The 22,880-nt window shown below is 57.4% G+C and carries 20 protein-coding genes, 2 tRNA genes and 2 pseudogenes; 9 read left to right on the top strand and 15 right to left on the bottom strand.

Features of this window, described 5'->3' with window-relative positions; genetic code table 11:
- Positions 1-13: 13 nt before the first annotated feature.
- A complete protein-coding gene (gene betB, locus AFK63_RS09680) occupies positions 14-1,486 on the bottom strand; it encodes a betaine-aldehyde dehydrogenase (protein ID WP_038863219.1) in 1,473 nt (490 codons plus the stop codon).
- A gap of 12 nt (positions 1,487-1,498) precedes the next feature.
- Positions 1,499-2,095 (bottom strand): transcriptional regulator BetI, encoded by a 597-nt coding sequence (gene betI / locus AFK63_RS09675; RefSeq protein ID WP_038863217.1) that lies wholly within the window; start codon positions 2,093-2,095, stop codon positions 1,499-1,501.
- 247 nt (positions 2,096-2,342) lie between these two features.
- Between betI and AFK63_RS09670 the strand changes: the two genes are divergently transcribed.
- A complete protein-coding gene (locus AFK63_RS09670) occupies positions 2,343-4,373 on the top strand; it encodes a choline transporter (RefSeq protein ID WP_038863215.1) in 2,031 nt (676 codons plus the stop codon).
- Between the two features lie 66 nt (positions 4,374-4,439).
- Positions 4,440-5,105 carry a DUF2268 domain-containing putative Zn-dependent protease gene (locus tag AFK63_RS09665; RefSeq protein ID WP_038863213.1) on the top strand — a complete coding sequence of 222 codons (666 nt, stop codon included), beginning with the start codon at positions 4,440-4,442 and terminating at the stop codon, positions 5,103-5,105.
- A 37-nt stretch (positions 5,106-5,142) separates the two neighbouring features.
- Here the strand turns inward: AFK63_RS09665 and AFK63_RS09660 are convergent, their stop codons facing one another.
- On the bottom strand, positions 5,143-5,523 hold the full coding sequence (locus AFK63_RS09660) for a winged helix-turn-helix transcriptional regulator (protein WP_038863210.1): 381 nt from the start codon (positions 5,521-5,523) through the stop codon (positions 5,143-5,145).
- A 165-nt stretch (positions 5,524-5,688) separates the two neighbouring features.
- On the opposite strand from AFK63_RS09660, the gene AFK63_RS09655 reads away from it, so the two are divergent.
- Positions 5,689-6,150, top strand: coding sequence for a nuclear transport factor 2 family protein (locus AFK63_RS09655; RefSeq protein ID WP_038863208.1), 462 nt, complete (start codon positions 5,689-5,691; stop codon positions 6,148-6,150).
- A 57-nt stretch (positions 6,151-6,207) separates the two neighbouring features.
- On the opposite strand, the pseudogene AFK63_RS09650 reads toward AFK63_RS09655, so the two are convergent.
- Positions 6,208-6,613, bottom strand: a pseudogene (locus AFK63_RS09650) (cell envelope integrity TolA C-terminal domain-containing protein).
- Between the two features lie 381 nt (positions 6,614-6,994).
- Here AFK63_RS09650 and AFK63_RS09645 point away from each other — a divergent pair.
- Entirely contained in the window at positions 6,995-7,672 is a 678-nt protein-coding gene (locus AFK63_RS09645) for a Fic family protein (RefSeq protein WP_038863207.1), read from the top strand.
- Positions 7,673-7,694: 22 nt separating this feature from the next.
- Here the strand turns inward: AFK63_RS09645 and AFK63_RS09640 are convergent, their stop codons facing one another.
- Both AFK63_RS09640 and AFK63_RS09635 read right to left on the bottom strand, forming a co-directional pair.
- A complete protein-coding gene (locus tag AFK63_RS09640; RefSeq protein ID WP_050568146.1) occupies positions 7,695-8,696 on the bottom strand; it encodes a GlxA family transcriptional regulator in 1,002 nt (333 codons plus the stop codon).
- A gap of 86 nt (positions 8,697-8,782) precedes the next feature.
- The gene (locus tag AFK63_RS09635) at positions 8,783-9,559 is read right to left on the bottom strand and encodes an MBL fold metallo-hydrolase (protein WP_038863205.1); all 777 of its coding nucleotides are present in this window, start codon (positions 9,557-9,559) and stop codon (positions 8,783-8,785) included.
- Positions 9,560-9,877: 318 nt separating this feature from the next.
- Here AFK63_RS09635 and AFK63_RS09630 point away from each other — a divergent pair, with 318 nt between their 5' ends.
- Together AFK63_RS09630 and AFK63_RS09625 are read left to right on the top strand one after the other, a co-directional pair.
- On the top strand, positions 9,878-10,171 hold the full coding sequence (locus AFK63_RS09630; RefSeq protein WP_038863204.1) for a hypothetical protein: 294 nt from the start codon (positions 9,878-9,880) through the stop codon (positions 10,169-10,171).
- Between the two features lie 198 nt (positions 10,172-10,369).
- Positions 10,370-10,846, top strand: a pseudogene (locus tag AFK63_RS09625) (contractile injection system protein, VgrG/Pvc8 family); the annotation flags it as partial.
- 260 nt (positions 10,847-11,106) lie between these two features.
- On the opposite strand, the gene AFK63_RS09620 reads toward AFK63_RS09625, so the two are convergent.
- From AFK63_RS09620 to mdtK, 3 genes are all read right to left on the bottom strand, one after another.
- Positions 11,107-11,183, bottom strand: a tRNA-Val gene (locus AFK63_RS09620).
- Between the two features lie 9 nt (positions 11,184-11,192).
- Positions 11,193-11,269 (bottom strand) — tRNA-Val (locus AFK63_RS09615).
- 200 nt (positions 11,270-11,469) lie between these two features.
- Positions 11,470-12,843, bottom strand: a complete 1,374-nt coding sequence (gene mdtK / locus AFK63_RS09610) for an MdtK family multidrug efflux MATE transporter (RefSeq protein WP_038863202.1) — start codon at positions 12,841-12,843, stop codon at positions 11,470-11,472.
- A gap of 236 nt (positions 12,844-13,079) precedes the next feature.
- On the opposite strand from mdtK, the gene AFK63_RS09605 reads away from it, so the two are divergent.
- Entirely contained in the window at positions 13,080-13,730 is a 651-nt protein-coding gene (locus AFK63_RS09605) for a riboflavin synthase (RefSeq protein ID WP_038863199.1), read from the top strand.
- A gap of 17 nt (positions 13,731-13,747) precedes the next feature.
- On the opposite strand, the gene AFK63_RS09600 is transcribed toward AFK63_RS09605, so the two are convergent.
- The 5 genes from AFK63_RS09600 to punC all read right to left on the bottom strand — a co-directional run bounded on the left by AFK63_RS09600 (position 13,748) and on the right by punC (position 20,278).
- Positions 13,748-14,668 (bottom strand): LacI family DNA-binding transcriptional regulator, encoded by a 921-nt coding sequence (locus tag AFK63_RS09600; protein WP_038863198.1) that lies wholly within the window; start codon positions 14,666-14,668, stop codon positions 13,748-13,750.
- A gap of 44 nt (positions 14,669-14,712) precedes the next feature.
- Positions 14,713-16,098, bottom strand: a complete 1,386-nt coding sequence (locus AFK63_RS09595) for a glycoside hydrolase family 1 protein (protein ID WP_038863250.1) — start codon at positions 16,096-16,098, stop codon at positions 14,713-14,715.
- A gap of 54 nt (positions 16,099-16,152) precedes the next feature.
- Positions 16,153-17,472 (bottom strand): PTS sugar transporter subunit IIC, encoded by a 1,320-nt coding sequence (locus tag AFK63_RS09590; protein WP_038863196.1) that lies wholly within the window; start codon positions 17,470-17,472, stop codon positions 16,153-16,155.
- 194 nt (positions 17,473-17,666) lie between these two features.
- Positions 17,667-18,815, bottom strand: coding sequence for a cyclopropane fatty acyl phospholipid synthase (gene cfa / locus AFK63_RS09585; RefSeq protein ID WP_038863195.1), 1,149 nt, complete (start codon positions 18,813-18,815; stop codon positions 17,667-17,669).
- 299 nt (positions 18,816-19,114) lie between these two features.
- Positions 19,115-20,278: a purine nucleoside transporter PunC gene (punC, locus tag AFK63_RS09580; RefSeq protein ID WP_038863194.1), complete on the bottom strand. Its 1,164-nt coding sequence runs from the start codon at positions 20,276-20,278 to the stop codon at positions 19,115-19,117.
- A 111-nt stretch (positions 20,279-20,389) separates the two neighbouring features.
- On the opposite strand from punC, the gene punR reads away from it, so the two are divergent.
- Positions 20,390-21,304 carry a DNA-binding transcriptional activator PunR gene (punR, locus tag AFK63_RS09575; RefSeq protein ID WP_038863191.1) on the top strand — a complete coding sequence of 305 codons (915 nt, stop codon included), beginning with the start codon at positions 20,390-20,392 and terminating at the stop codon, positions 21,302-21,304.
- An 18-nt stretch (positions 21,305-21,322) separates the two neighbouring features.
- On the opposite strand, the gene purR is transcribed toward punR, so the two are convergent.
- Positions 21,323-22,348: an HTH-type transcriptional repressor PurR gene (gene purR / locus AFK63_RS09570; RefSeq protein WP_007718682.1), complete on the bottom strand. Its 1,026-nt coding sequence runs from the start codon at positions 22,346-22,348 to the stop codon at positions 21,323-21,325.
- Between the two features lie 292 nt (positions 22,349-22,640).
- Between purR and cydH the strand changes: the two genes are divergently transcribed.
- On the top strand, positions 22,641-22,730 hold the full coding sequence (gene cydH, locus AFK63_RS21230; RefSeq protein ID WP_038863190.1) for a cytochrome bd-I oxidase subunit CydH: 90 nt from the start codon (positions 22,641-22,643) through the stop codon (positions 22,728-22,730).
- Positions 22,731-22,880: the final 150 nt, after the last annotated feature.

Raw genomic sequence — 22,880 nt, 5'->3', positions numbered from 1 at the left:
GGTTAAAAATAAATCAAAATACGGACTGAAAGCGGGTCATCTCGACCTGCACGGATTTCACCTGCGTATAGCTTTGCAGGGTCATCAGCCCGTTCTCGCGGCCAATGCCGGAGTGCTTATAGCCGCCGACCGGCATCTCGGCGGCGGATTCGCCCCAGGTGTTGATCCAGCAGATGCCCGCTTCAATCTGGTGAATGACGCGGTGCGCGCGGTTGAGATCCTGCGTAACGACGCCCGCCGCCAGGCCGTAATCGGTGGCGTTGGCGCGTTTCACCGCTTCTTCTTCGCTCTCATAAGTGAGAATCGACATGACCGGCCCGAAGATCTCCTCGCGCACGATGGTCATCTCATCGCGACAGTCAGTGAAGACGGTCGGCTCGACCCATGCGCCGTTATCAAACCCCTCGCCGGTCATGCGTTTGCCGCCGCACAGCAGGCGCGCGCCTTCACGGATACCGGTCTCGATGTAGCGCATCACGTTGTCGCGGTGCGCGAAGCTGACCATCGGCCCGAAATTCGTCGCCGGATCGTTGAGATCGCCCGCTTTAATGCGCGCCACGCGCTCAGCGATTTTCGCCTCGAAGGGCGCCTTAAGTTTCGCCGGGATAAAGACGCGCGTACCGTTGGTGCAGACCTGGCCTGAACTGTAGAAGTTGGCCATCATGGCGATGTCGGCGGCGAGACTCAGATCCGCGTCGTCAAAAATGATGAGCGGCGATTTTCCGCCAAGCTCCATAGTGACCTCTTTCAGCGTCGAGCCCGCCGCGTTCGCCATCACTTTTTTGCCGCTGGCGACGCCGCCGGTAAACGAGACTTTGTCGATGCCGGGGTGTTCCGTCAGCAACTGGCCGGTGACCGCGCCACGGCCGTTCAGCACGCTGAAGACGCCGTCCGGCAGGCCCGCTTCGGTGTAGATTTCCGCGAGTTTCAGTGCGGTGAGCGGCGTGACTTCGCTTGGCTTGAAGATCATGGCGTTGCCCGCAGCCAGCGCCGGGGCAGATTTCCACAGCGCAATCTGGATGGGGTAGTTCCAGGCGCCAATCCCCGCCACCACGCCAAGCGGTTCGCGGCGGGTATACACAAAAGCGGTATCGCGCAGCGGGATCTGCTGGCCTTCCAGCGCGGGGATAAGCCCGGCGTAATATTCCAGCACGTCGGCGCCGGTGACGATATCGACCGCCTGGGTTTCACTCAGTGGTTTGCCGGTGTCGAGGGTTTCAAGCGCGGCCAGCTCGTCATTGCGATCGCGCAGAATATCCACGGCGCGGCGCAGAATGCGCGAGCGTTCCATCGCGGTCATCGCCGCCCAGATTTTCTGGCCTTTGCGCGCGGCTTCGACGGCGCGATCCACGTCGGCCTGACCGGCTTCATGAACCTCGGCGAGCACGTCGCCGTTCGCCGGGTTGATGGTCTGGAAGGTATTGCCCGCCGCTGCCGGGACATATTTGCCATCAATATAAAGCTGCTGTTCTGCGAATCGGGACATGATTCCTCCTTCTTAAGGGTGCTCTGCGCCAGCCAGCTGCTGACGGATGAATTGAGTGGTGAGCGTTCTGGCGGTATCCAGATTAAACGGCTTGCCGCTCAGCGCCGCGCGCAGCCACAGGCCATCGATCAGCGAGGCCAGGCCGTGCGCCGCCAGTCGCGCCTGTTCGCGCGGCAGTTCGCGGCGAAACTCGGCGGCGAGCGTCGAAAACAGCCGACGGCTGCTGACGCGCTCCAGACGCCCGAGCTGCGGCTGATGCATGCTGCTTGCCCAGAAATCGAGCCAGGCTTTCATCGCCGCGCTGTGTACCTGGGTGTCGTCGAAGTTGCCTTCGACAATCGCCAGCAGACGCGCCTCGGTGCTGGCCTGGCCCAGCGGTTTGAGCCGGGCGGCGACGGCGTCGCGTAGCTGGCGGGTGATGTCACGCATGGTGGCTTCCAGCAGGCCGTTTTTATCTTTGAAATAGTGGCTGATGATCCCCGCCGAGACGCCCGCCCGACGCGCGATCTGCGCGATGGTGGCGTCGTTTATCCCGACGTCATTAATGGTGCTCAGCGTTGCATCAATTAACTGCCTGCGCCGTATCGGCTGCATTCCCACTTTTGGCATGACCCCGGACTCCCGCTCACCACGATGTTAAGACTATTAGAACTTTTTTTGATTGGACGTTCAATATAAAAAAAGAAATTGTTAAGATGTTGTGATTGAATCGTCGCAAAAGCGGAGCGGTGCGCTACGCTATCTGGCAATTAATCACCGTTATGAACGATCGGGGGGCGCAGAGAAGGGCCTGGCGAGGCCGGTAAATGACCACGCACTTTTTACAGGATGACAGGACATTAACCAGAGGTAACCGATGACGAATCCACCTGCCAGTGAAAAAAACAGAATTAACGCCGTAGTGTTCTACACGTCAGCCGCGCTGATTCTGACTTTTTCACTGGTCACCATTTTATTCAGCAAGCAGTCCGCAGACTGGATCCAGCTGGCGGTAAACTGGGTCTCAGCGACGTTCGGCTGGTATTACATGCTGGCCGCCACGCTCTATATCGTGTTCGTGATTTTCATGGCCTGTTCGCGCTATGGGGATATCAAACTAGGACCGGAGCAGTCGAAACCGGAGTTCAGCCTGCCGAGCTGGTCAGCCATGCTGTTCGCCGCCGGTATCGGCATCGACCTGATGTTTTTCTCAGTCGCCGAACCGGTGACGCAATATATACAGCCGCCGACGGGGGCGGGGCAGACGATAGAAGCCGCGCGTCAGGCGATGGTCTGGACGCTGTTCCACTACGGGCTGACGGGCTGGTCGATGTATGCGCTGATGGGCATCGCGCTGGGCTACTTTAGTTATCGCTACAACCTGCCGCTGACCATTCGCTCCGCGCTGTACCCTATTTTCGGCAAGCGCATTAACGGGCCGATAGGCCATACCGTGGATATCGCGGCGGTGATCGGCACCATTTTCGGTATCGCCACGACGCTCGGCATTGGCGTGGTGCAGCTTAATTACGGCCTGAAAGTACTGTTCGATATTCCCGAAGGGCTGACGGCGCAAATGGCGCTGATTGTGCTGTCGGTTGTCATCGCCACCATTTCAGTTACCTCGGGCGTCGATAAAGGCATTCGTTTTCTTTCTGAGCTCAACGTTATCCTGGCGCTAGGGCTTATCCTGTTTGTGCTTTTTATGGGCAAAACCGATTTTCTGCTAAACGCGCTGGTGCTGAATATCGGGGATTACATCCATCGCTTTATGGGGATGACGCTCGACACGTTCGCCTTTGATATGCCGCGCCAGTGGATGAACAGCTGGACGCTCTTCTTCTGGGCCTGGTGGGTGGCGTGGTCGCCGTTTGTCGGGCTGTTCCTGGCGCGTATTTCACGCGGGCGCACTATTCGCCAGTTCGTGCTGGGCACGTTGATTATTCCGTTTACCTTTACGCTGCTGTGGCTGTCGGTGTTTGGCAACGCCGCGCTGTATGAAATTATCCACGGCGACGCCGGGTTTGCACAGGAGGTTATCGCCCATGCGGAGCGCGGCTTCTACAGCCTGCTTGCGGAATATCCGGCCTTTAAGCTGAGCGCCTCGGTCGCCACCATTACCGGGATGCTGTTCTACGTGACCTCCGCCGATTCCGGCTCGCTGGTACTGGCGAACTTCACCTCGAAGCTCAAAGACATCAACAGCGACGCCGCCAACTGGCTGCGTATTTTCTGGTCGGTCGCGATTGGCGTGCTGACGATGGGCATGCTGATGACCAACGGCATTTCGGCGCTGCAAAACACGACGGTGATTATGGGGCTGCCGTTCAGCTTCGTGATTTTCTTTGTTATGGCCGGGCTGTATAAATCGCTGAAGGTGGAAGATCACCGCCGCGCCAGCGCCAGCCGCGATACCGCGCCCTATATTCCGTCTGGCAATGACCGTCTGAGCTGGAAAAAGCGGCTGTCGCGCCTGATGAACTACCCGGGCGCGCGCTATACCCAGCAGATGATGGAAACGGTGATTTTCCCGGCGATGCAGGATGTCGCGAAGGAGCTGGAATTGCGCGGAGGGCGCGTTTCGCTGCGTAAAGTCGACGCCGACGAAGCGCCGCCGCTGGGTTATCTGGATCTGCGCGTGCATCTTGGCGAGGAGCAGGATTTTGTTTATCAGGTCTGGCCGCAGCAATATTCGGTGCCAGGCTTTACCTACCGCGCCCGCAGCGGGAAATCGCACTATTTCCGTCTGGAAACCTTTCTGCTGGAGGGCAGTCAGGGTAATGACCTGATGGATTACAACAAGGAACAGGTGATTATCGATATTCTCGACCAGTACGAGCGTCATCTGAACTTTATCCACCTCCACCGCGAGGCGCCAGGCAATAACCTGGTCTTCCCGGAGCTGTAAAAGAAATAGGCCACGCGAGTGGCCTTTTTTGTTAAGGTTGCCGCTTTACCCAAAGGAGACGCCACTATGCAACGCTGGACGATCCACTGGCTGGAAGCGCAGGGCGATTTAAGCGATTACCGCGCCCGGATCCATGACGAGACCGCCGCCGCGTACGAAACGCTGGCCGCGATAATGATGCCGCCGCGACTCGATATTCTGGTGCATCGCGCGCCGGGGCAGGTTATCCCGGAGATTGGCCTTGCGGGCCGCGCGTATCACGGCGCGCTTTTCAGTATGGGCATTGACCCGGATAACCCTCATCTCACGTCATCCCTGACGGACGGCACGTTGCGCAGGCAGATTTTGCATGAAGTACATCACTGTATGCGAATGGCAGGGCCTGGCTATGGCTGGACGCCTGGCGAAGCGCTGGTGAGCGAAGGGCTTGCAGGCCAGTTTGTGACCTGGCTGATGGGCAGCGCGCCGGAGCCCTGGGAGCGCGCGCTGGAAAGCGCTGCCTTAACCGCCGCGCCAGTGAGTGTCGCCGCGCTGGGTGACGCCCGATATGACCATGCCGCCTGGTTTTTCGGCACCGGCGCGCTGCCCCGCTGGTACGGTTATACGCTTGGCTATGAAATGGTGGGCGCATGGCTTGGAGACATTGGCGAACCTGACCCTGAGCGCCGGGTGGCGGTGTCGGCGCAGGAAGTGATTGCGGCGGCGCGTCGCCACGGGCTGGCAGGCGAATAGCGGGGCGCTTATCGTCCCGCACAATAGATTAGCGTGTTCACGTCGGCTTCTGCTCATGGTGTAGCCGACGCGCCCGGCAGATGTGAGCATGATTTTCATCCGCCCATTGCACGAGTTTTTTCATGGGCTCAAGAAAGGAATTACCGAGCGCGGTCAGCCGGTATTCGACTCTCGGCGGCACTTCAGGGTAGACCGTCCGGCTGATATAGCCGTCCATTTCAAGCCGTTTAAGCGTGCGCGAAAGCATCTGGCGTGAGATATCACCAATTTCCCGGTTCAGCTCGTTAAACCGCACCGTGCGCCCCGCCAGCGCCTCAAGGATCAGCAGACTCCACTGATCGCCAATCTGATTCAGTACATCGCGTATCGGGCATGGCTGCCCGTATTGGGCGATGTCGTCACGTTCGTTTTTCGTCATGATGGTGCGCTAACCCCCCGTTAATAGTCACTTTTATGTGACTGAGTCAGAAAATTATGACCTCTTGTTGAGGCCGCGGGCGCACTGTACCATCCGTGCCCGTTATGGTCTATTTTCGTGACCAGGTATGAAATGACAACTGCGCACCAAAGAAGGAGAGAAAAGATGAAAAAAGCGATCGCGGGCGTTTTGATGGCGGCGAGCCTGCTTATTGCGAATGATGCCCTGGCGCACGCGCCTGCGCGTCAGGGCGCGGTCGAAGAGGCCAATCGTCAGTTGGTGCTTGATTTCTACGACCGGTTCTTTAATCGCCATGAAACCGCAGCGGCGGATGTGGTGGTGGATGATTACCGCCAGCACAATCCGGAGGTGCCGGACGGCAAAGCGCCGTTCGTTAACTATTTCAGCGGGTACTTTCGCGATAACCCGCAGTCACGCGCGAAGGTGATCCGCAGCGCGGCCGATGGCGACCTGGTCTGGTTGCAAGTGCATTCGACGAACGGTAGCCACGATCGCGGGCAGGCCGTTCTGGATATCTTCCGGGTGAAAAACGGCAAAATTGTCGAGCACTGGGACATTATCCAGGCGGTGCCGGAGAAGGCCGCGAACGACAATACGATGTTCTGAGACGCAGGCGCCGCGCGCTGACGCGGTGCCTGAATAATGCTGCGCTGCGCGAGGTGGTCAGGGTTGCCCCTGCATATCCCAGCGCGCCGAACCCATATCGTTATAAACACGATCATGGGTAAAAGGCGGGAATGTGGCACGCCCGGCGGCGCTCTTTGAGCGCCTGACAATATGCTTGATCGCCATCCTTAATAATAAAATTCACCAGCCGCCCATCTTTTTCGAAATCAAGATGAACGGTACAGGTTTTTCCATTCCAGGCGTGAGGATCGGCGAGTGCCGCATCCAGCGCGGTTTTAATACCTGCGGCCTGCTTACCATAAATATCTTTATCAGAAACGCGCCCAGAATTTTTATAAATGCATGGGTCCAGCGCACGCGTTTTTTTACAACCGTCTGGCGCAAGCGGCGCGCAGCCTGCAACGCCCGCAGCCATCAACATAACCAGCAGGCATTTTTTCATAGTAAGTCCATTTCCAGAGATAAAGACAAAGGCATAAAAAGTATTGCCACATTATGCCATGTGTATTATCGCCTGCGTGAGCAGCATCGGCTGTACCCCTTATTACCAGGAGGCATACGGACGTTATTCTGTATGGATAAGCAATGGCCTGGCGACAGCGGTAAAATGACATCTTATCGTTTACGCGTAAGCGTTCTCAAAATGTTACGGTGAGGGTTTCGTCGCATGAGTTTTTTCTGAAACAGCAGTAAAGCCGCATCGTTAAAACATTTTGCGGTACAGGTCCGGGCAGAAATCAGAGAGGCAGGCGATACTGAGAGTCTTTTTAAAATATCCGTTAGCGGAACAGCCCGCCGACCGATAACAGATGAGGGACATCTGATGCTGAAACCCAGCGATTATGCTAAAGCCGAAGGTTATAACGAGCTGACTCACGCCATTGGCACCGGGCCTGCCAGCCAGCTTATCGCGCATACCGTACGCGCGCTGGACGTCCAGGATAAAGAGATGCTTGGCGTCTTACTGAAAGTGGAATGTAAAAAACTGGCCCGTCTTGCGGCCCACTTCGAGCGGTTGAGTCCGGCCCATCCGGGCACCGCCGCCGCCCCGCAGTCGGAAGAGGAGACGATACAGGAAGCGGCGCGCTGGATTGCCGGCGCCTCGAATTCGGCCGCGGTATCTGCGCCGCTTATCACCAGTTATCTTTCGCACTACCTTAACTTTGGATTTTCCATCTCTTCTATCGCCGATGTCGATGAACTGCACCGCAGGGTCGCGCCCAATGCCAGTACCACGCCGCGCGGTATCGTGCCGAATGACACGCCGGTGCCTTCCTCTTTCTCCGGGCGTGCGCTGTTCAGCCAGCAGCTCGCGAAAAGCGCGGTGTCCGAACATTCGCCGCTCTACCCGCAGTGTCTTTTCGCCTGGATAACCGGCTGGCACCCGTTTCCGGACGGCAATGGCCGAACCGCGCGCGCGGCATATGCGATAACCGCCATCCGCAACGGAAGCTGGCGTCCGCTGACCAAACAGGACGAAGACCGCCTGAGTGGTCTGTAACCGGTAAAAACGTCGTATCTCATCAGGCGTTATCGCCCGTTTGTCGAGCGGTAGCGCTTTGCTTTACCTGTTGCGCAGGGCCGCGAAATGTCCTGCGCCACTCTGTCGGACTGACGTTAAATTTCGCTTTAAAGCTCTGTCTGAAGGAGACAGGCGACTGATAACCCGCCAGCGCCGCCACGGTGCCGATATTGTGGTCGGTCGTTTCGAGCAGTTCCTGGCTGCGTTGAAGACGTTCCGCGCTTAGCCATTCCCCTACAGACATGCCGGTTGCTTTGGCGAAATGACGCGTAAATGTTCGGCGGCTCATGTTTGCGCGGCTCGCCAGCGTATCAACATCGTGGCGTATATTGAGGTTGCGACGCAGATAGTCCATCAGCGCATTGATTTTACTGTCACGCGTAGTCACCGGTACTGCATGCTCAATAAATTGCGCCTGACCCCCTTCGCGATAAGGCGGCGTCACCATTCGACGCGCCACGCGGTTGGCCACCGCCGTGCCACAACGTTCACGCACAATATTCAGACAACAATCAATACCGGCTGCTGTACCTGCGGACGTTATCAGGCGTTCATCGCGGGTATAGAGCGCGTTCCTGTCGAGTTTGACTGTCGGAAAGCGCGCAGCAAAATCATGCTCCACTTCCCAGTGTGTGGAGGCCCGACGGTTATCAAGCAGCCCACTATACGCAAGCACATAGGCCCCGAGGCATAACCCCACGACTTCGGCGCCTCGCGCCCAGGCGCGTGCCAAAGCGGTCAGCAGCGTCTGCGCCGGGCGCTCATCCGGATGGCTCCAGAAGGGAACTATCACAATATCCGCCGTTTCCAGAAGCTCCAGACCATGCTGAACGTTAATCGAAATGCCGATATCTGACACCACCACACCCGGCTCCAGCGCGCAAATCTCCACGTTGAACAGTCCCGCATCTGGCATGGCTTTGTCGAATACCATCGATGGAACCGAGAGATGGAAAGGGCTGAATTCGCGTGTGGCGATAACAGCAATGGAGAGTGCAGACATGCAGTAGCTTCCTCTGATAAATCGTTTTAAGCATTGCGCAGGGGAACGGTAACGTGGAGACGACGTCTCCCCTGCGACATAACGCATCAGAAACTCAGCGTTTCACCATCTTCAGGAATACAGACCGATGCCTGAATTCCTTTTTCCGCCACGTACTGTCTGAGCATGTCGCGGCTTAACAGACAGTGGTTTACGGCTTCCATATGCGAGGCCACAATCGTGGCGGAAGGCAAATGTTCATGGGTACGCAGGACATCTTCCTGACCCATAATGATAGCGCCGATACCATCAACCTGAGCAAAGCCAGCGTTCAGCACCACCACATCAGGCCTGAATGTCATCAGGCTTTTTACATAGGGTTTTACCCAAATAGTATCGCCTGCAATATAGAGCGTTTTTTCACCCGCATGACGAAGCACGAGGCCGCAGGCGTCGCCTAAAAACCCGGCAAGAGCAGGGATCGCGTAAGCTTCATTACTGCCATGCTGACCATCGGTTTTGATCACGCTAACGCCGTTAATCAGCGTTTCATCGGACAACGGCTGCACACAGGTAAACCCCTGCGAGCGCAGCAGCGCTGCGTCCTGTTCATTCTGGGTATAAATGCGTTTATCTTTCGGAATAAGGTTCTGTGCCGCCTCGTCCCAGTGATCCTGATGGGTGTGAGTAACGATAATGACATCCACGTCTAACAGTGACGCTACGGAGACGGGCAGCGAGACCAGCGGGTTACGCAGATGTGAGCGCGCGGTGCCTGCAAAACCCGGCCATGCGGCTTTTTCCGCAAGCATTGGGTCGATAAGAAAGCGTGTGCCGGCATACTCCAGTTTTAATGTGGCGTTGCGAATCTGAGTCAATTTCATCTTTACTCCATGCGTTTTGTTTAAAGTGTCCGGCTTATCGGAACGGATGCAGGGATTATAAAAACTGGCCCGGTGCGCAGTGAGCAGGCCCACGGTCATTATTAGATGGAATCGGGTCAAGATGAATATAAGAAAAGCGCAAGGTCAGGCATCAACGGAAAGTACAGCATGCTGTTAAAAGCGCTGGCGCCGCGGGTTACTGCACGGATGTGATGCGTCGCGTATGCTTAAAAGCGACAGGTATGACGGCGGCTACATACCGCAGGCTGATGGCGGTGGCAGCGCGCCCTGGTTAACCGTGACTAACAGGAGTCCGTGATGAAGAAAATTCCGTCGCTTATGGTGTTCACAGGCGTTCTTTTCAGCATGCAGACGCAGGCATCCAGCGATGACAGCTGGCAGAAACTCTTTTCTGAAGTGAACAAGGCCTGCGTGGCTGCGGCGGGCATTACCCATGCGCAGATCTCAAAACCCGTGCTGTTCCCTGATGAGGCCGGCATGGTAGGGCTGGTGCTGAAATGCAGGACGGCGAAGGTAAAAAACGCCCTCAGCCTGATGTGTCTTTACGATAAAACGAAGAAAAAGGCGTTTGTCAGCGAATATCAGTGGTGAAAGACAAGCTATCGGTAAGCCTGGTGTTATGTTATTCGCGATGAGGCATGGCATCTGCAAACCATGCTGGCTTATGAAATAATAATGACGCTAAATCATAGCGATATAAAATCAGGTGTTCCACCTGCTCCAGGAGGAATGGTCAAGGGAGACGATGGCCTTAATTACTGGCTACGCCAAACGAGGCGAAGTATCGTTTATTTCGGCGTTCGCCTGCCATACCGCGAACCGTCCGGCCTGGATGACGGCGCGCAGGAGGCGGTATGGGGCGTGCTTACCTGGCATAATGCTGTCACGGGCGGGATGCAGACACGCGATTATCATGGCCTGGTCACCACCACGTCACTGGATGCCACCTTCAGGGGGCGCAGCAAGGCGGTAACCACCGGCGAGCATTACCGTTACGCGCAGCCGTACCGGGATCAGGGCGAGGACATCCGTTCTGAGCCGGAAAGCGAAAGCGGGGCGTTTTACGCCCGTATCCGTCGCGAGTGCAAACTCAACCGTTCGCTACGTGTATATCTCTTCAGCAACGCCTGCTCGCTCACCCCGGGAAGCGTGCTGGAGCCGCAGGGCGACGTCATCCGCGCGCTGAAAGAGAGGGCGATTATCACGCTCACCACATTTCACGCCTCGCGCGATTCTCGTCTCCACGTGTCGGTGTGGGGGATGCCCTGTTGATATCGCCTGGCCGACAGCCGACAGCCGACAGCCGACAGCCGACATAGCCAGCCAGCGAGCCACTGAAACTACTTAATGCGATGATGTACGTTCAGACAAAGGAAAGATGACGTCCACCGGATTGGTGCACTGGCAGCTACAATAGCATCTGCATAATGCGAAACGGGGTGAATACGTAGCCCGAAATACTGACTCAGATAAATTACTTCAGAGGCTTAAGATGAACAGAAAGAAGAAACCAGAATACTACTGAATGGTGCGTCCGAGTGGACTCGAACCACCGACCCCCACCATGTCAAGGTGGTGCTCTAACCAACTGAGCTACGGACGCACATTAGGATGGTGCGTTCAATTGGACTCGAACCAACGACCCCCACCATGTCAAGGTGGTGCTCTAACCAACTGAGCTATGAACGCATTGCTGTGTGACAGCGGGGACGAATATTAACGGCAGCCCCGGCACCTGGCAAGGGGTAAACGTCAATTTTCTTTCATATTTCACGCGATTGCCGCGTATTTGCGCAGAATGCTGACAAAGTGATCGGCGTCAGGGGCGGTGTGCGTGTTCATGCAAATCATTCGGCTAAAAAAAGCCGCCCATCGGGGCGGCGTTGAGCTTAGCGCGCGGCGCGCGCCAGGATCCGTTCCGACGGCTGGCGTTGCAGATAGCGCATACGCCACATCATCAGAATAGCGGCTGAGGTGAGGCCAATAATAAAGCCGAACCAGAAGCCCGCCGGGCCCATCGGCTCCACTACCCAGTCGGTCAGCGCCAGAATATAGCCACTCGGTAACCCCAGCACCCAGTAGGCAACAAAGGTGATAAAGAAAATCGAGCGCGTGTCTTTATAACCGCGCAGCACGCCGCTGCCGATCACCTGGATGGAGTCGGAGATTTGATAAATCGCCGCCAGCAGCATCAGGTGCGAGGCGAGGGTGACGACTTCCGGGTTGTCGTTATAGAGCAGGGCGATAGGCTCGCGGAAAACGACGGTAAAGAGTGCCGTCAGTACGGCAAGACAAATCCCTACCGCGATGCCGGTACGCGCAGAGGTCTGCGCCTCCAGCGTTGAGCCCTGGCCGAGACGGAAACCAACGCGAATGGTCACAGCAGCGCTCATCGACATCGGCAGCACGAACATCAGCGAGCTGAAGTTCAGCGCTATCTGATGACCCGCCACGTCAACAATCCCGAGCGGCGACACCAGTAGCGCCACCACGGCGAACAGCGTCACCTCGAAAAACAGCGCCAGCGCCACCGGCAGGCCGAGTTGAGCCAGACGGCGGATCACCGGCCAGTCAAAACGGCTGGCGCCCGGCTGCGGGCGGATGTCGCGCAACGATCCCGCGCGACGGACCCAGAAGTACATGCAGATGAACATCACCCAGTAAACCGAGGCCGTCGCCACGCCGCAACCGACGCCGCCGAGCTCCGGCATGCCAAAATGACCATAGATAAATATGTAGTTCACCGGGATATTCACCAGCAGGCCGATAAAGCCCATCGCCATGCCCGGCGTGGTTTTTGCGAGCCCTTCGCACTGGTTGCGCATGACCTGGAAGAAAAGATAGCCGGGCGTGCCCCACAGCAGCGCGCGCAGGTAATTGACCGCCTTATCGGCGAGCTCAGGGTCGATGTTATGCATCGCGCGGATGATATGTCCGGCGTTCCATAGCACCACCATAATCAATACGGACACCATGCCTGCCAGCACAAAGCCCTGCTGCACCTGATGCGCGATGCGGTCGCGACGGCCGGAGCCGTTCAGTTGGGCGATGACCGGAGTGAGAGCCAGCAGCAGACCGTGTCCGAAGAGAATGGCCGGCAGCCAGATAGACGTGCCGATAGCGACGGCCGCCATATCGGTGGCGCTGTAGCCGCCTGCCATTACGGTATCGACAAACCCCATCGAGGTCTGGGCGATTTGCGCGAAAATCACCGGGATTGCCAGAGCTAATAACTGACGCGCTTCGATAAAATACTTCTGCACGTGAACACCTGTATATTGTTGTTATTTGAAAGACAAAAAATGCCGCCGCAACGGGCAGCGAGAAGAAAATGCAGGGGAATAAGTCAGACTATTGTAGCGAGAGTTCACTATTAAGCCAGTGAAATAATGCGCTTAAGACCGCTCAGGCTGGCAAGGGGATATTCCACCTGTTATTGTTCTGGTTATGAAACTTGCGGCTGTGCGCCGCCATTTTAGCGAATCCAGGAGTGGCAAATATGTTTACCGGTATTGTTCAGGGCACGGCGAAAGTGGTGGCCATCGATGAAAAACCGAATTTCCGCACCCATGTGGTGGAGTTGCCGGACGCGCTGCTGCCGGGGCTGGAGACCGGCGCGTCGGTGGCGCACAACGGCTGCTGCCTGACGGTGACGGAAATTAACGGCAACCGCGTCAGCTTCGATTTAATGAAAGAGACGCTGCGTATTACCAATCTCGGGGATTTACAGCCAGGCGACGTGGTGAACATTGAGCGCGCGGCGAAATTCAGCGATGAAATTGGCGGTCATTTAATGTCCGGGCATATTATGACCACGGCGGAGGTTGCGAAGATCCTGACCTCAGAAAATAACCGACAGATCTGGTTTAAAATTCAGGATCCGACGCTGATGAAGTATATCCTGCACAAAGGTTATATCGGTATCGATGGTATCAGCCTGACGGTAGGTGAAGTAACCGCGACACGCTTTTGCGTATTCCTGATCCCGGAAACGCTACAGCGCACCACGCTTGGCACCAAAAAACTGGGCCAGCGGGTGAATATCGAAATCGATCCGCAGACCCAGGCCGTGGTGGATACCGTCGAGCGCGTACTGGCCTCGCGTGAAGCCGCCGCTGCGATTGCTTCGCAACTCAACCCCGCGGAATAAGCACGTCGCTGGTGGGCTCAGGCGCTCACCAGCGTTCCCCGCACCCGTTCGCCCGGCGCGTCACCGGCCAGCAGCGCCACCGCCTGCCGGGCGATGCTCTCCAGAGAATAGGTAATAGCCGGCACGCCCTCAAGCCCGGCGCCGCGCCCTGAACTCTCAAGACTAAATACCAGAACCTGCTCCGGCACCGCGAAGCGGTATTCGCGCAGCATCGCCACGGCATCGCGCGCCTGGCTGTCGTCGGTCACGAGCAGCGCGTTGAATTTAACGCCGCTGTTAATGAGCTTTTGCAGCGCGATGCGCAGCACCGGCTCGTCTTCAATAATGCGCTGGCGATGAAACGGCACCAGATGATTTTCCGCCGCCTGGCGGTAACCCTGGAGAATTTCGGCTGCCGCGTCGCCCGCCGGAAAGTTAATCAGGGCGATATCGCGGCGCTGGTGGCTGCATAAATATTGCACCGCGGTCTGGGCGGCGAAGAGCCAGTCAAACTGGATGCCCTGAGCGGTGGCGGCGCTGAGGCAATCCACCAGGATAACGTCATCATCAAGCGGTGGCAGGGGAAAACGGGCGCCGACTATCATCAGCGCGTCGCACAGGCCCGAATCCAGCTCGGCGCGCGCGCGCGTGACTTCCTGCGCGGAGCTGGCAAAACGCAGCAGCAGATGTTTGCCGCGCTGGCTGAGCTGCTTTTCCAGCGCCTGCAGCCAGCAGGTGGCCTGCTGAATGTGTTCGCTGGCGCAAATCACGCCAATGCAGTGGGTGGTCTGACTGGAGAGCGACTGCGCGATCGCGTTCGGCTGGTAGTTGAGCATTTCGGCGGCGCGCAGCACCGCCAGACGGCTCTCTTCCTTCACGCCGCGATTGCCGCTCAGCACCCGGGATACGGTAGCTTTGGAGACGCGCGCCAGGCGCGCGACATCATTGATGGTGGACATCATCTTTTCCTGCAAAGCGTGGCGGCGCGAAGGCCGCCACTCGGTTACTCATCAAACCCGTTCTTTGCCGCCACCTGGCGGTACCATTCACCGCTCTTTTTAATCGTGCGTTTCTGGCTTTCCAGATCGAGCGACACAAAGCCGTAGCGATTCTTATAGGCGTTGCACCAGGACCAGTTATCGATAAAAGTCCACATGTGGTAGCCCAGACAACGGCTGCCTTCGCTGAGGCCCTTATGCAGCCACTTCAGGTGATCGCGCACGAACTCAATGCGGTAATCATCCTGAATCTGCCCCTCATGCTCGAAGCGCTGTTCGTTTTCCACACCCATGCCGTTTTCTGAGATATAGCAGCGCGGGTTGCCATACTCTACACGCAGGCGGGTGAGAATGTCGTAGATGCCTTTCTCATAAATTTCCCAGCCGCGGTAGGGGTTCATTTTACGCCCTGGCATTTCATAAGCGCTGAAGAACCACTCAGGCATAAACGGGCTGTCCGGATTGACCTGCGAATCCCGGCACTGAATGCGGCGCGGCTGATAGTAATTGATGCCGAGCAGATCCACCACACCCGCCGCCAGCAGTTCTTTGTCGCCAGGCTGGCAGTCGGGCAGTTGATCGTACTGAGCCAGCAGCGCCACCAGATCTTCCGGGTAGGTGCCGCGCAGCGCCGGGTCGAGGAAACTGCGGTTGAACATCAGATCGGCAATATGCGCCGCTTTGACATCCGCCGGATTCTGCGAGCGCGGGTAAGACGGCGTCAGGTTCAGGATAATGCCGATTTCACCGCCATCGTTACGCTCGTGGTAGGCCTTTACCGCGCGGGCATGCGCCAGCATGGTGTGATACGCAACGGTCGCCGCGCGGCGGAAATCCACCACGTTCGGGTAGTGGAAATCGTACAGATAGCCGCCTTCCACCGGCACGATCGGCTCATTAAAGGTAAACCAGTGGGTCACGCGGTCGCCGAAGAGTTCAAAGCAGGTGCGCGCGTAGGCTTCAAAGGCGTCGATCACCTTGCGGTTCTCAAAGCCGCCCTGTTCCTGGAGCGACAGCGGCATATCAAAGTGGAAGAGATTAATAAATGGCGTGATGCCCTGGCGCAGCAGTTCATCGATAACCTGATTGTAGAAGGCGACCGCCTCCTGATTGACCGCGCCGGTGCCGTCCGGGATCAGGCGCGCCCAGGAAATGGATGTCCGAAAGGTATTGTGATTGAGCGCCTTCAGCAGCGCGATGTCTTCTTTCCAGTGCTGATAAAAAGTCGAGGTCTGCGCCGGGCCGACACCGTGGTGAAAGCGCTCCGGTTGCAGGCGGAACCAGTGGTCCCAGGTGGTGGGCGTTTTGCCATGGCTCAGGCTTTCGCCTTCGGTTTGCGGCGCCGAGCTGGCGCTGCCCCACCAGAATCCTTCAGGAAATGAGTAGTGCATATCCATCCTCATAGCTCAGTCAGACGCCTGCCGGTACGGCAGGCGGGGTAAAAATCAGGCATTATTTGTGACGGTGTCACTTTCAGGCGTACCCTGTGCGGTCTCCTGCTTTTGCAGGGTGCGCTCATAGGCTTTAACAAACGGGTAGTACATCAGCGCCGACATCACCATACAGATAAGGCACATGATGACCGGGCTGAACGCCCAGTTGGCGGCCCATGACGCGCCGACCGGCGCGGGCGTGGTCCACGGCGTCAGCGAGACGACCTGCGCCAGCCAGCCCAGTTTCGTCGCGGTCCACGCCAGCACGGCGTTCACCATCGGCACCAGAATAAACGGCAGGAAGAAGACCGGGTTCATGATGACCGGCGCGCCAAACAGAATTGGTTCGTTGATGTTAAAGAGGCTCGGTACGACGCCCATTTTACCGATGGTGCGCAGGTGGATCGCGCGACTGCGCAGCAGCAGGAACGCCAGCGGCAGTGTCGACCCTACGCCGCCAATCAGCAGGTAGTGGTCCCAGAAACCCTGCAGATAGATATGCGGCAGCGCCTGGCCCGCAGCGAGCGCGGCCTGGTTGGCGGAAAGATTCGCCATCCAGAACGGGTTCATAATACCGGTGACGATAAGCGCCCCATGAATACCGGCAAACCACAAAATCTGGCAAATCAGCACGGAAATCAGGATCGCCGGCAGGGAATCAGAGGCAGCCACCAGCGGCGACAGCAGGTGCATAATCGCCTCCGGCAGGATCATGCCGGTGGTGGATTCAATCAGCAGGTTGAGCGGGTGAAGCGTAAAGACAATCACGACCACCGGGATCAAAATCTCAAATGAACGCGCGACGCCGGTCGGCACCTCTTTTGGCAGGCGAATAGTAATATTGTGACGTTTCAGAAAGGCATACATTTCGCTCGCGTAAATCGCCGTGATAAGCGCCGTAAAGATGCCCTGGCCGGAGAAATATTGCGTGGAGATAGCGCCGTCTTTATAGGGCGCGGCTACCAGCAGAAAGGCCATAAACGCCAGCAGGCCGGTCATGATCGGGTCAAGCTGATAGTGCTTGCCGAGGCTTGCGCCAATGCCAACGGAGATAAAAAACGTCATTACGCCCATGCTGAGGTTAAACGGCAACATCAGCTGTTCGCGGTATTTCAGCGAAAGATCGAGCCAGGCGCGGCAAAAGCCGTTCTGCGTATCCGGCGAGAAGGGCGGAAAGATAAACACCAGCAGAAACGAACCAATAATCATAAACGGCAGGGCGGCAAGAAAGCCGTCCCTGATGGCCACCACGTGACGCTGCGAACCCATGGCGCCCGCCAGCGGCGTAATTTTGTTTTCAATAACATGGACCATACTCTGGTACAGACTCATGAGGCATTTCCTTTCTCAGGCAGGGGGAATGGCGCTCAGTGTGAAACAAAATGGAAACCGGTTTCCATGCGTCTGTCACCTGATTGTCGCCGGGATCACTTTTATTGAAGGAAACGTCGTGAAAGCGTGAGAAATATCACAAAGCAGGCAAGAGAGAGTGGCAAAAAACCCCCGGCATGCGCCGGGGCGAGCGTTTAGCGGGCGACGCGCAGGCCGTTTTCCACGCCGCGGCTGAAGACGACCTGCCAGAGCTGGATATCGCGCGCGCGAAACGCGCCCGCGCAGGCGTTCAGGTAATAGGTGAACATCCGTTTAAACCGCTCTGAGTAGTTATCAGCGATGTCCGGCCAGGCGGTGAGAAAACGCGCGTACCAGGCCATCAGGGTTTTATCGTAATCCGCGCCGAAGTTATGCCAGTCCTCCATCACGAAGTGTGGCTCGCTGGCGGCGGCAATCTGCCGGGCTGAGGGCAGACAGCCGTTCGGAAAGATGTATTTATCAATCCACGGATCGACATTGTTATCGGTTTTGCGCGAGCCGATGGTGTGCAGCAGGAACAGCCCGTCAGGCTTCAGGTTACGGTCGGCGACATCGAAATAGGTGGCGTAGTTTTTCGGGCCGACATGCTCGAACATGCCCACCGAGACGATGCGGTCGAACTGAGCATTGAGATCGCGGTAATCCTGCAAAAGGATCGTCACGTCAAGGCCGTCACAGCGCGCCTGCGCCATCTTCTGTTGCTCGGCAGAGATAGTCACGCCGGTGACCGACACGCCATAATATCGCGCGGCGAACGCGGCGAGACCGCCCCAGCCGCAGCCGATATCCAGCAGCGTCATACCAGGCTTGAGTTCAAGCTTTTCGCAGATCAGCCGCAACTTCGCCTGCTGGGCGTCCTCCAGATTATCCGCCTCTTTCCAGTAACCGCAGGAGTATTGCATATACGGGTCGAGCATCCGGCTGAAGAGATCGTTGCCGAGATCGTAATGCTCTTTACCGACAATCCAGGCGCGCTTTTTCGATTGCAGGTTAAACAGACGGGCGCCGAGGATGCGCAGCGTATCTTTGAAATGGTGAGGGAGTTGGTCTTCGAGCCCCGCACGGAGCACCCTGGTGAAGAACAGATCGAGGCGTTCGCACTCCCACCATCCGTCCATATAGCTTTCGCCAAGGCCGAGAGAGCCTTCCTGTAAAACACGTTTAAAAAAATCCGGGTTTTTTACCTGAATATCGGAGGGAGCGGGGCCGTTAACGGTGATCCCGGCCCGGCTGAGCAGTTCAGCTGCAATGCGATACCAGTGGTTATCCGGTATGTTGACTTCTTCCAGACACGATGAACTCATAGCTTCTCCATCACTGATGTGACCAGAACCTTAAAACAGCGTAGTCGCAATTTTCGGTATGTGAGAAATATCACGGAAAGGTCCGCGAGCCTGATATCCGACGTAGAACAGAGGAAGGGAGATGCCCCTTGCCAGAATAGTCATTCCAGAAAAAACGGGAGCCAGCGGCTCCCGTTACTACATAATATTTATGGTATTTATCGTAGAGCCGCGAATCAGTATAGGCCTCGCATTACGATGATTCAACCATTGACAGTTAGCACGCTAATAACAAAAACGTCATATTATCGCCCGCCTGATTACCGCACGCTGACCTGACGCCCGCGAAGCCGCCAGCCAAGACCCGCCAGCAAGACTGTCGCCAGCATCACGCTGGTGGTGGAAAGCAGCGGTGTTGCGACCAGCCACGAAACCACCAGACTCGCCACAAAGCACAGCCCCAATTGCAAAGTATTCTGCAGCGCGGCGGCGCGTCCGGTCGCCTGCGGGAAGGGCAGCAGCGCGGCGGCCACGACAATAGGGTAAATCGCGCCGTTCGCCATCGCCATCAGGCAGAAGGGAATAAGCAGCGTCGTCAGCGTCACCGCATCGCTTAAGCCTACAAGCCAGGTGGCGATCACGCTTAGCGCATAGCCCACCAGCAGCCACGGCAGCAGCTTCTCGCCGTGCCATTTTTGCAGCGCGCTGCGACAGCCGTAGCCGCCGATAAGAAAGGCGATAGTCTGCGGTACATAGCTTAAGCCTATCACCGCCGGGCTGTAGCCCATCGCGTGCAGGATAAACGGCGAACCGGTCAGCCAGGCGAAAAAGCTGGCGGAGCAGGCGGCGTAGATCAGCACATTGCCGCTATAGGCGGGCGAGCGCAGCAGCATGGCGAAGCTCAGCGGCTCGCCGTCGTGGTTGCCTTGCGGCGCGCCTGCGGGCAGACGCAGCGCCGGGATCATCAGCAGCAGCGTAATGGCGAACAGTACCACGAAAATCGCCTGCCAGTCGAAATGGTTCAGGATCCAGCTGCCAAGCAGCGGCGCCAGTGCCGGGGAGAGCCCCACCAGCGGCATAATGGTGGCGAAAATACGCCGCGCCTGCTGGGCCGGGTAGCGGTCCGTCACCAACGCCTGCCAGCTTACCGCAGCCGCACAAACGCCGACTGCCTGAATAAAGCGCAGCGCCAGCAGCGCGCCTGCGCTCTCTACCCAGACGGTGCCAAGGCAGCCTGTCGCGAAAATCCCGAGCCCCGCCAGCAAGACCGGGCGACGGCCGAAACGGTCAGAGAGCGGCCCCCAGGCTAGCTGCGCGAGCGCAAAGCCCGCGAGGAACAGACTCAGGGAGGCGCTGATAGCGGACGGCGCTGTATGGAGATCCGCTTCAATTGCCGCGAACGCCGGCAGATACATATCGGTGGCGAGAAACCCGAGCACGCTCAGCCCGGCCAGCCAGCAAAGAAAGCCTTTTGTAGGTCGCATAATTTTTGCTCACTTCGTAATACGCGAAAGAGCCCGGAGTGTACGGAGTGCAAACCGGCTTGTGAAACGTTAATATTTGCCGTTTCCATTCAAAATTTTTGCAGGCAGAAAATGTGGTCTGAGTATTCACTCGAAGTGGTAGACGCGGTGGCGCGCAACGGCAGCTTCAGCGCGGCGGCGGCGGAACTCCATCGCGTGCCTTCTGCCGTCAGCTATACCGTGCGCCAGCTTGAAGAGTGGCTGGCGGTCTCTTTGTTTGAACGTCGCCATCGTGACGTGGTGCTGACGCCCGCTGGCGCCTGGTTTCTGCGGGAAGGGCGTTCTGTTATCAAAAAAATGATGATCACCCGTCAGCAGTGCCAGCAGATTGCTAACGGCTGGCGCGGGCAGCTCTCCATCGCGGTCGATAATATCGTGCGCCCCGAACGCACGCGTCGGCTGGTGCTTGATTTCTACCGCCACTTTTCCGATGTCGAATTGCTGGTGTCGCAGGAGGTGTTTAACGGCGTCTGGGACGCGCTGGCGGACGGACGCGTGGAAGTCGCCATCGGCGCCACCCAGGCGGTGCCGGTGGGCGGCGGGCGCTTCGCGTTTCGTGATATGGGCATGTTGAGCTGGCGCTGCGTGGTGGCGAGCCATCATCCGCTGGCGCAGCACGCGGGCGCGCTCAGCGATGACAGTCTGCGCGATTACCCGTCGCTGGTGCTGGAAGACACCTCGCGCTCGCTGCCCAAACGCATCACCTGGCTGCTTGATAACCAGCATCGCGTGGTGGTGCCGGACTGGCACTGCGCCGCCGACGCGCTGAGCGAGGGACTGTGTATCGGCATGGTGCCGACGCATTTCGCAAAACCCTGGCTGGACCGCGGCCAGTGGCGGGCGTTGACGCTGGAAAACCCGTTCCCGGACGCCGCCTGCTGCCTGACGTGGCGGCAAAGTGACGCCTCGCCCGCGCTGCGCTGGCTGCTGGATTACCTGGGGGACAGTGAAACGCTGAACAAGGAGTGGCTGCGGGAGCCAGACTGAGCGGGCTCCCGGCAGGGATTAACGGCGATAGTCGCGGAACGGACCGTCCGCCACCGAGCGGCGTTCGATAAGGCGCGGGTGCACCTCGATAGTCTGGGACTCTTCGCGTTTATTAATGATGCGATCAAGCAGCATATTAAACGCGGTCTGACCCAGCGTTTCCTTCGGTTGATGGATGGTGGTCAGCGCCGGGCTGAAAAAGCGGGCGTTGCGCACGTTATCGTAGCCGATGATGGAAATATCCTGCGGCACGCGCAGGCCCATCTCGTCGGCGGCGCAAATCGCGCCCATCGCCATGATATCGCCGCCGCAGAACACAGCGGTAGGACGCTGCGGCTGGGAGAGGATCTGCTGCATCGCGCGATAGCCCGATTCCGGCTCGAAATCGCCCTGCACAATCCAGTTTTCCGGCACTTTAATCATCGCTTCTTCCAGCGCCTTCATAAAGCCGGAGAAACGCCCGACGCCGGTATTACGCTCAAGCTGGCCGGGAATCACCCCGATATCGCGATGGCCGCGCTCAATGAGATAGCGCCCCGCGAGGTATCCGCCCTGGAAGGCGTTATCGATAACCGAGTCGGTGAAATCCGCTCTGGCTTCACCCCAGTCCATCACGACCATCGGGATATGACGGTACTCCTCGAGCGTGGCGAGCAGCGGCTCGGGGTATTCCGAGCACATCACCAGCAGGCCATCGACGCGCTTTTGCGCCATCATTGACAGATAAGCGCGCTGCTTTTCCAGATTGTTATGGGCGTTGCCGAGGATCAGCGTATAGCCTTTCGCGAAGCAGCTGTTCTCAACGGCTTCGATGATTTCCGCAAAATAGGGCGCTTCGCTGCTGGTGGAGAGCAGGCCGATGGATTTGGTGTGGTTCACCTTCAGGCTGCGCGCCACGGCGCTCGGCGAATAATGTAATTCTTTAATTGCCGCCCACACCGCGTTGCGCGTCTCTTCCGCCACAAAACGGGTTTTGTTAATTACATGTGAGACTGTTGTAGTAGAAACGTTTGCTCGCTTCGCGACGTCTTTAATTGTTGCCATTAATCATCACTCCAGACCCCTCGCTGAGCCCTGTAAAATCACGGGTTAATCGTTTGCCTGTACACACCCCTGTGTGCCACGAGGGGACGTGCGGCATGCCGGGAAACGCGACATTTATCGTGAGGAGGGGTCGATGGCCGGTACCGAATAAAGTAGCGACGAATTTTGGCTTATCTTTATCGAAAGGGGAAGAGGGAAAACGCATATCTGGTTAAATGTCGCAGGATTTTTCGGCGCGTTTATGCAAAAATGCGCTCTACCTGTTTTTTATGGGGTCTTTAAGGAGAAAACCATGAGTACCGATCTGAAATTTTCGCTGGTCACCACTTTTATTGTACTGGGTTTAATTGTGGCGGGCGCGTTTACCGCCATTCTGCATTAAGGGTGTCGCGGGGGAGCGCGCCTGTTCTCCCGTCTTCTTTTTACAATTCCTGCGTTTAACCCGTTTTCTTTCGTTACCGCCTTTCTTTTTCACCTTATTCCCTTATGATTCGCTGATAACACTATTTGCGAGTTCATTAACACCTTCGCA

The sequence above is a fragment of the Cronobacter muytjensii ATCC 51329 genome (genome assembly GCF_001277195.1).
GTDB lineage: Bacteria > Pseudomonadota > Gammaproteobacteria > Enterobacterales > Enterobacteriaceae > Cronobacter > Cronobacter muytjensii.
This window is presented reverse-complemented; position numbering and strand designations above follow the sequence as displayed.

Excerpts from the sequence above, each read along its gene's own strand:
- AFK63_RS09600 (WP_038863198.1), bottom strand. The coding sequence starts at position 14,668 with ATGTCCACCATCAATGATGTCGCGCGCCTGGCGCGCGTCTCCAAAGCT.
- betI (WP_038863217.1), bottom strand. The coding sequence starts at position 2,095 with ATGCCAAAAGTGGGAATGCAGCCGATACGGCGCAGGCAGTTAATTGAT.
- AFK63_RS09640 (WP_050568146.1), bottom strand. The coding sequence starts at position 8,696 with ATGTCTGCACTCTCCATTGCTGTTATCGCCACACGCGAATTCAGCCCT.
- AFK63_RS09635 (WP_038863205.1), bottom strand. The coding sequence starts at position 9,559 with ATGAAATTGACTCAGATTCGCAACGCCACATTAAAACTGGAGTATGCC.
- AFK63_RS09670 (WP_038863215.1), top strand. The coding sequence starts at position 2,343 with ATGACGAATCCACCTGCCAGTGAAAAAAACAGAATTAACGCCGTAGTG.
- betB (WP_038863219.1), bottom strand. The coding sequence starts at position 1,486 with ATGTCCCGATTCGCAGAACAGCAGCTTTATATTGATGGCAAATATGTC.
- punC (WP_038863194.1), bottom strand. The coding sequence starts at position 20,278 with ATGCGACCTACAAAAGGCTTTCTTTGCTGGCTGGCCGGGCTGAGCGTG.
- AFK63_RS09665 (WP_038863213.1), top strand. The coding sequence starts at position 4,440 with ATGCAACGCTGGACGATCCACTGGCTGGAAGCGCAGGGCGATTTAAGC.
- cfa (WP_038863195.1), bottom strand. The coding sequence starts at position 18,815 with ATGAGTTCATCGTGTCTGGAAGAAGTCAACATACCGGATAACCACTGG.
- AFK63_RS09660 (WP_038863210.1), bottom strand. The coding sequence starts at position 5,523 with ATGACGAAAAACGAACGTGACGACATCGCCCAATACGGGCAGCCATGC.
- AFK63_RS09655 (WP_038863208.1), top strand. The coding sequence starts at position 5,689 with ATGAAAAAAGCGATCGCGGGCGTTTTGATGGCGGCGAGCCTGCTTATT.
- AFK63_RS09645 (WP_038863207.1), top strand. The coding sequence starts at position 6,995 with ATGCTGAAACCCAGCGATTATGCTAAAGCCGAAGGTTATAACGAGCTG.
- purR (WP_007718682.1), bottom strand. The coding sequence starts at position 22,348 with ATGGCAACAATTAAAGACGTCGCGAAGCGAGCAAACGTTTCTACTACA.
- AFK63_RS09630 (WP_038863204.1), top strand. The coding sequence starts at position 9,878 with ATGAAGAAAATTCCGTCGCTTATGGTGTTCACAGGCGTTCTTTTCAGC.
- punR (WP_038863191.1), top strand. The coding sequence starts at position 20,390 with ATGTGGTCTGAGTATTCACTCGAAGTGGTAGACGCGGTGGCGCGCAAC.
- AFK63_RS09605 (WP_038863199.1), top strand. The coding sequence starts at position 13,080 with ATGTTTACCGGTATTGTTCAGGGCACGGCGAAAGTGGTGGCCATCGAT.
- AFK63_RS09595 (WP_038863250.1), bottom strand. The coding sequence starts at position 16,098 with ATGCACTACTCATTTCCTGAAGGATTCTGGTGGGGCAGCGCCAGCTCG.
- AFK63_RS09590 (WP_038863196.1), bottom strand. The coding sequence starts at position 17,472 with ATGAGTCTGTACCAGAGTATGGTCCATGTTATTGAAAACAAAATTACG.
- cydH (WP_038863190.1), top strand. The coding sequence starts at position 22,641 with ATGAGTACCGATCTGAAATTTTCGCTGGTCACCACTTTTATTGTACTG.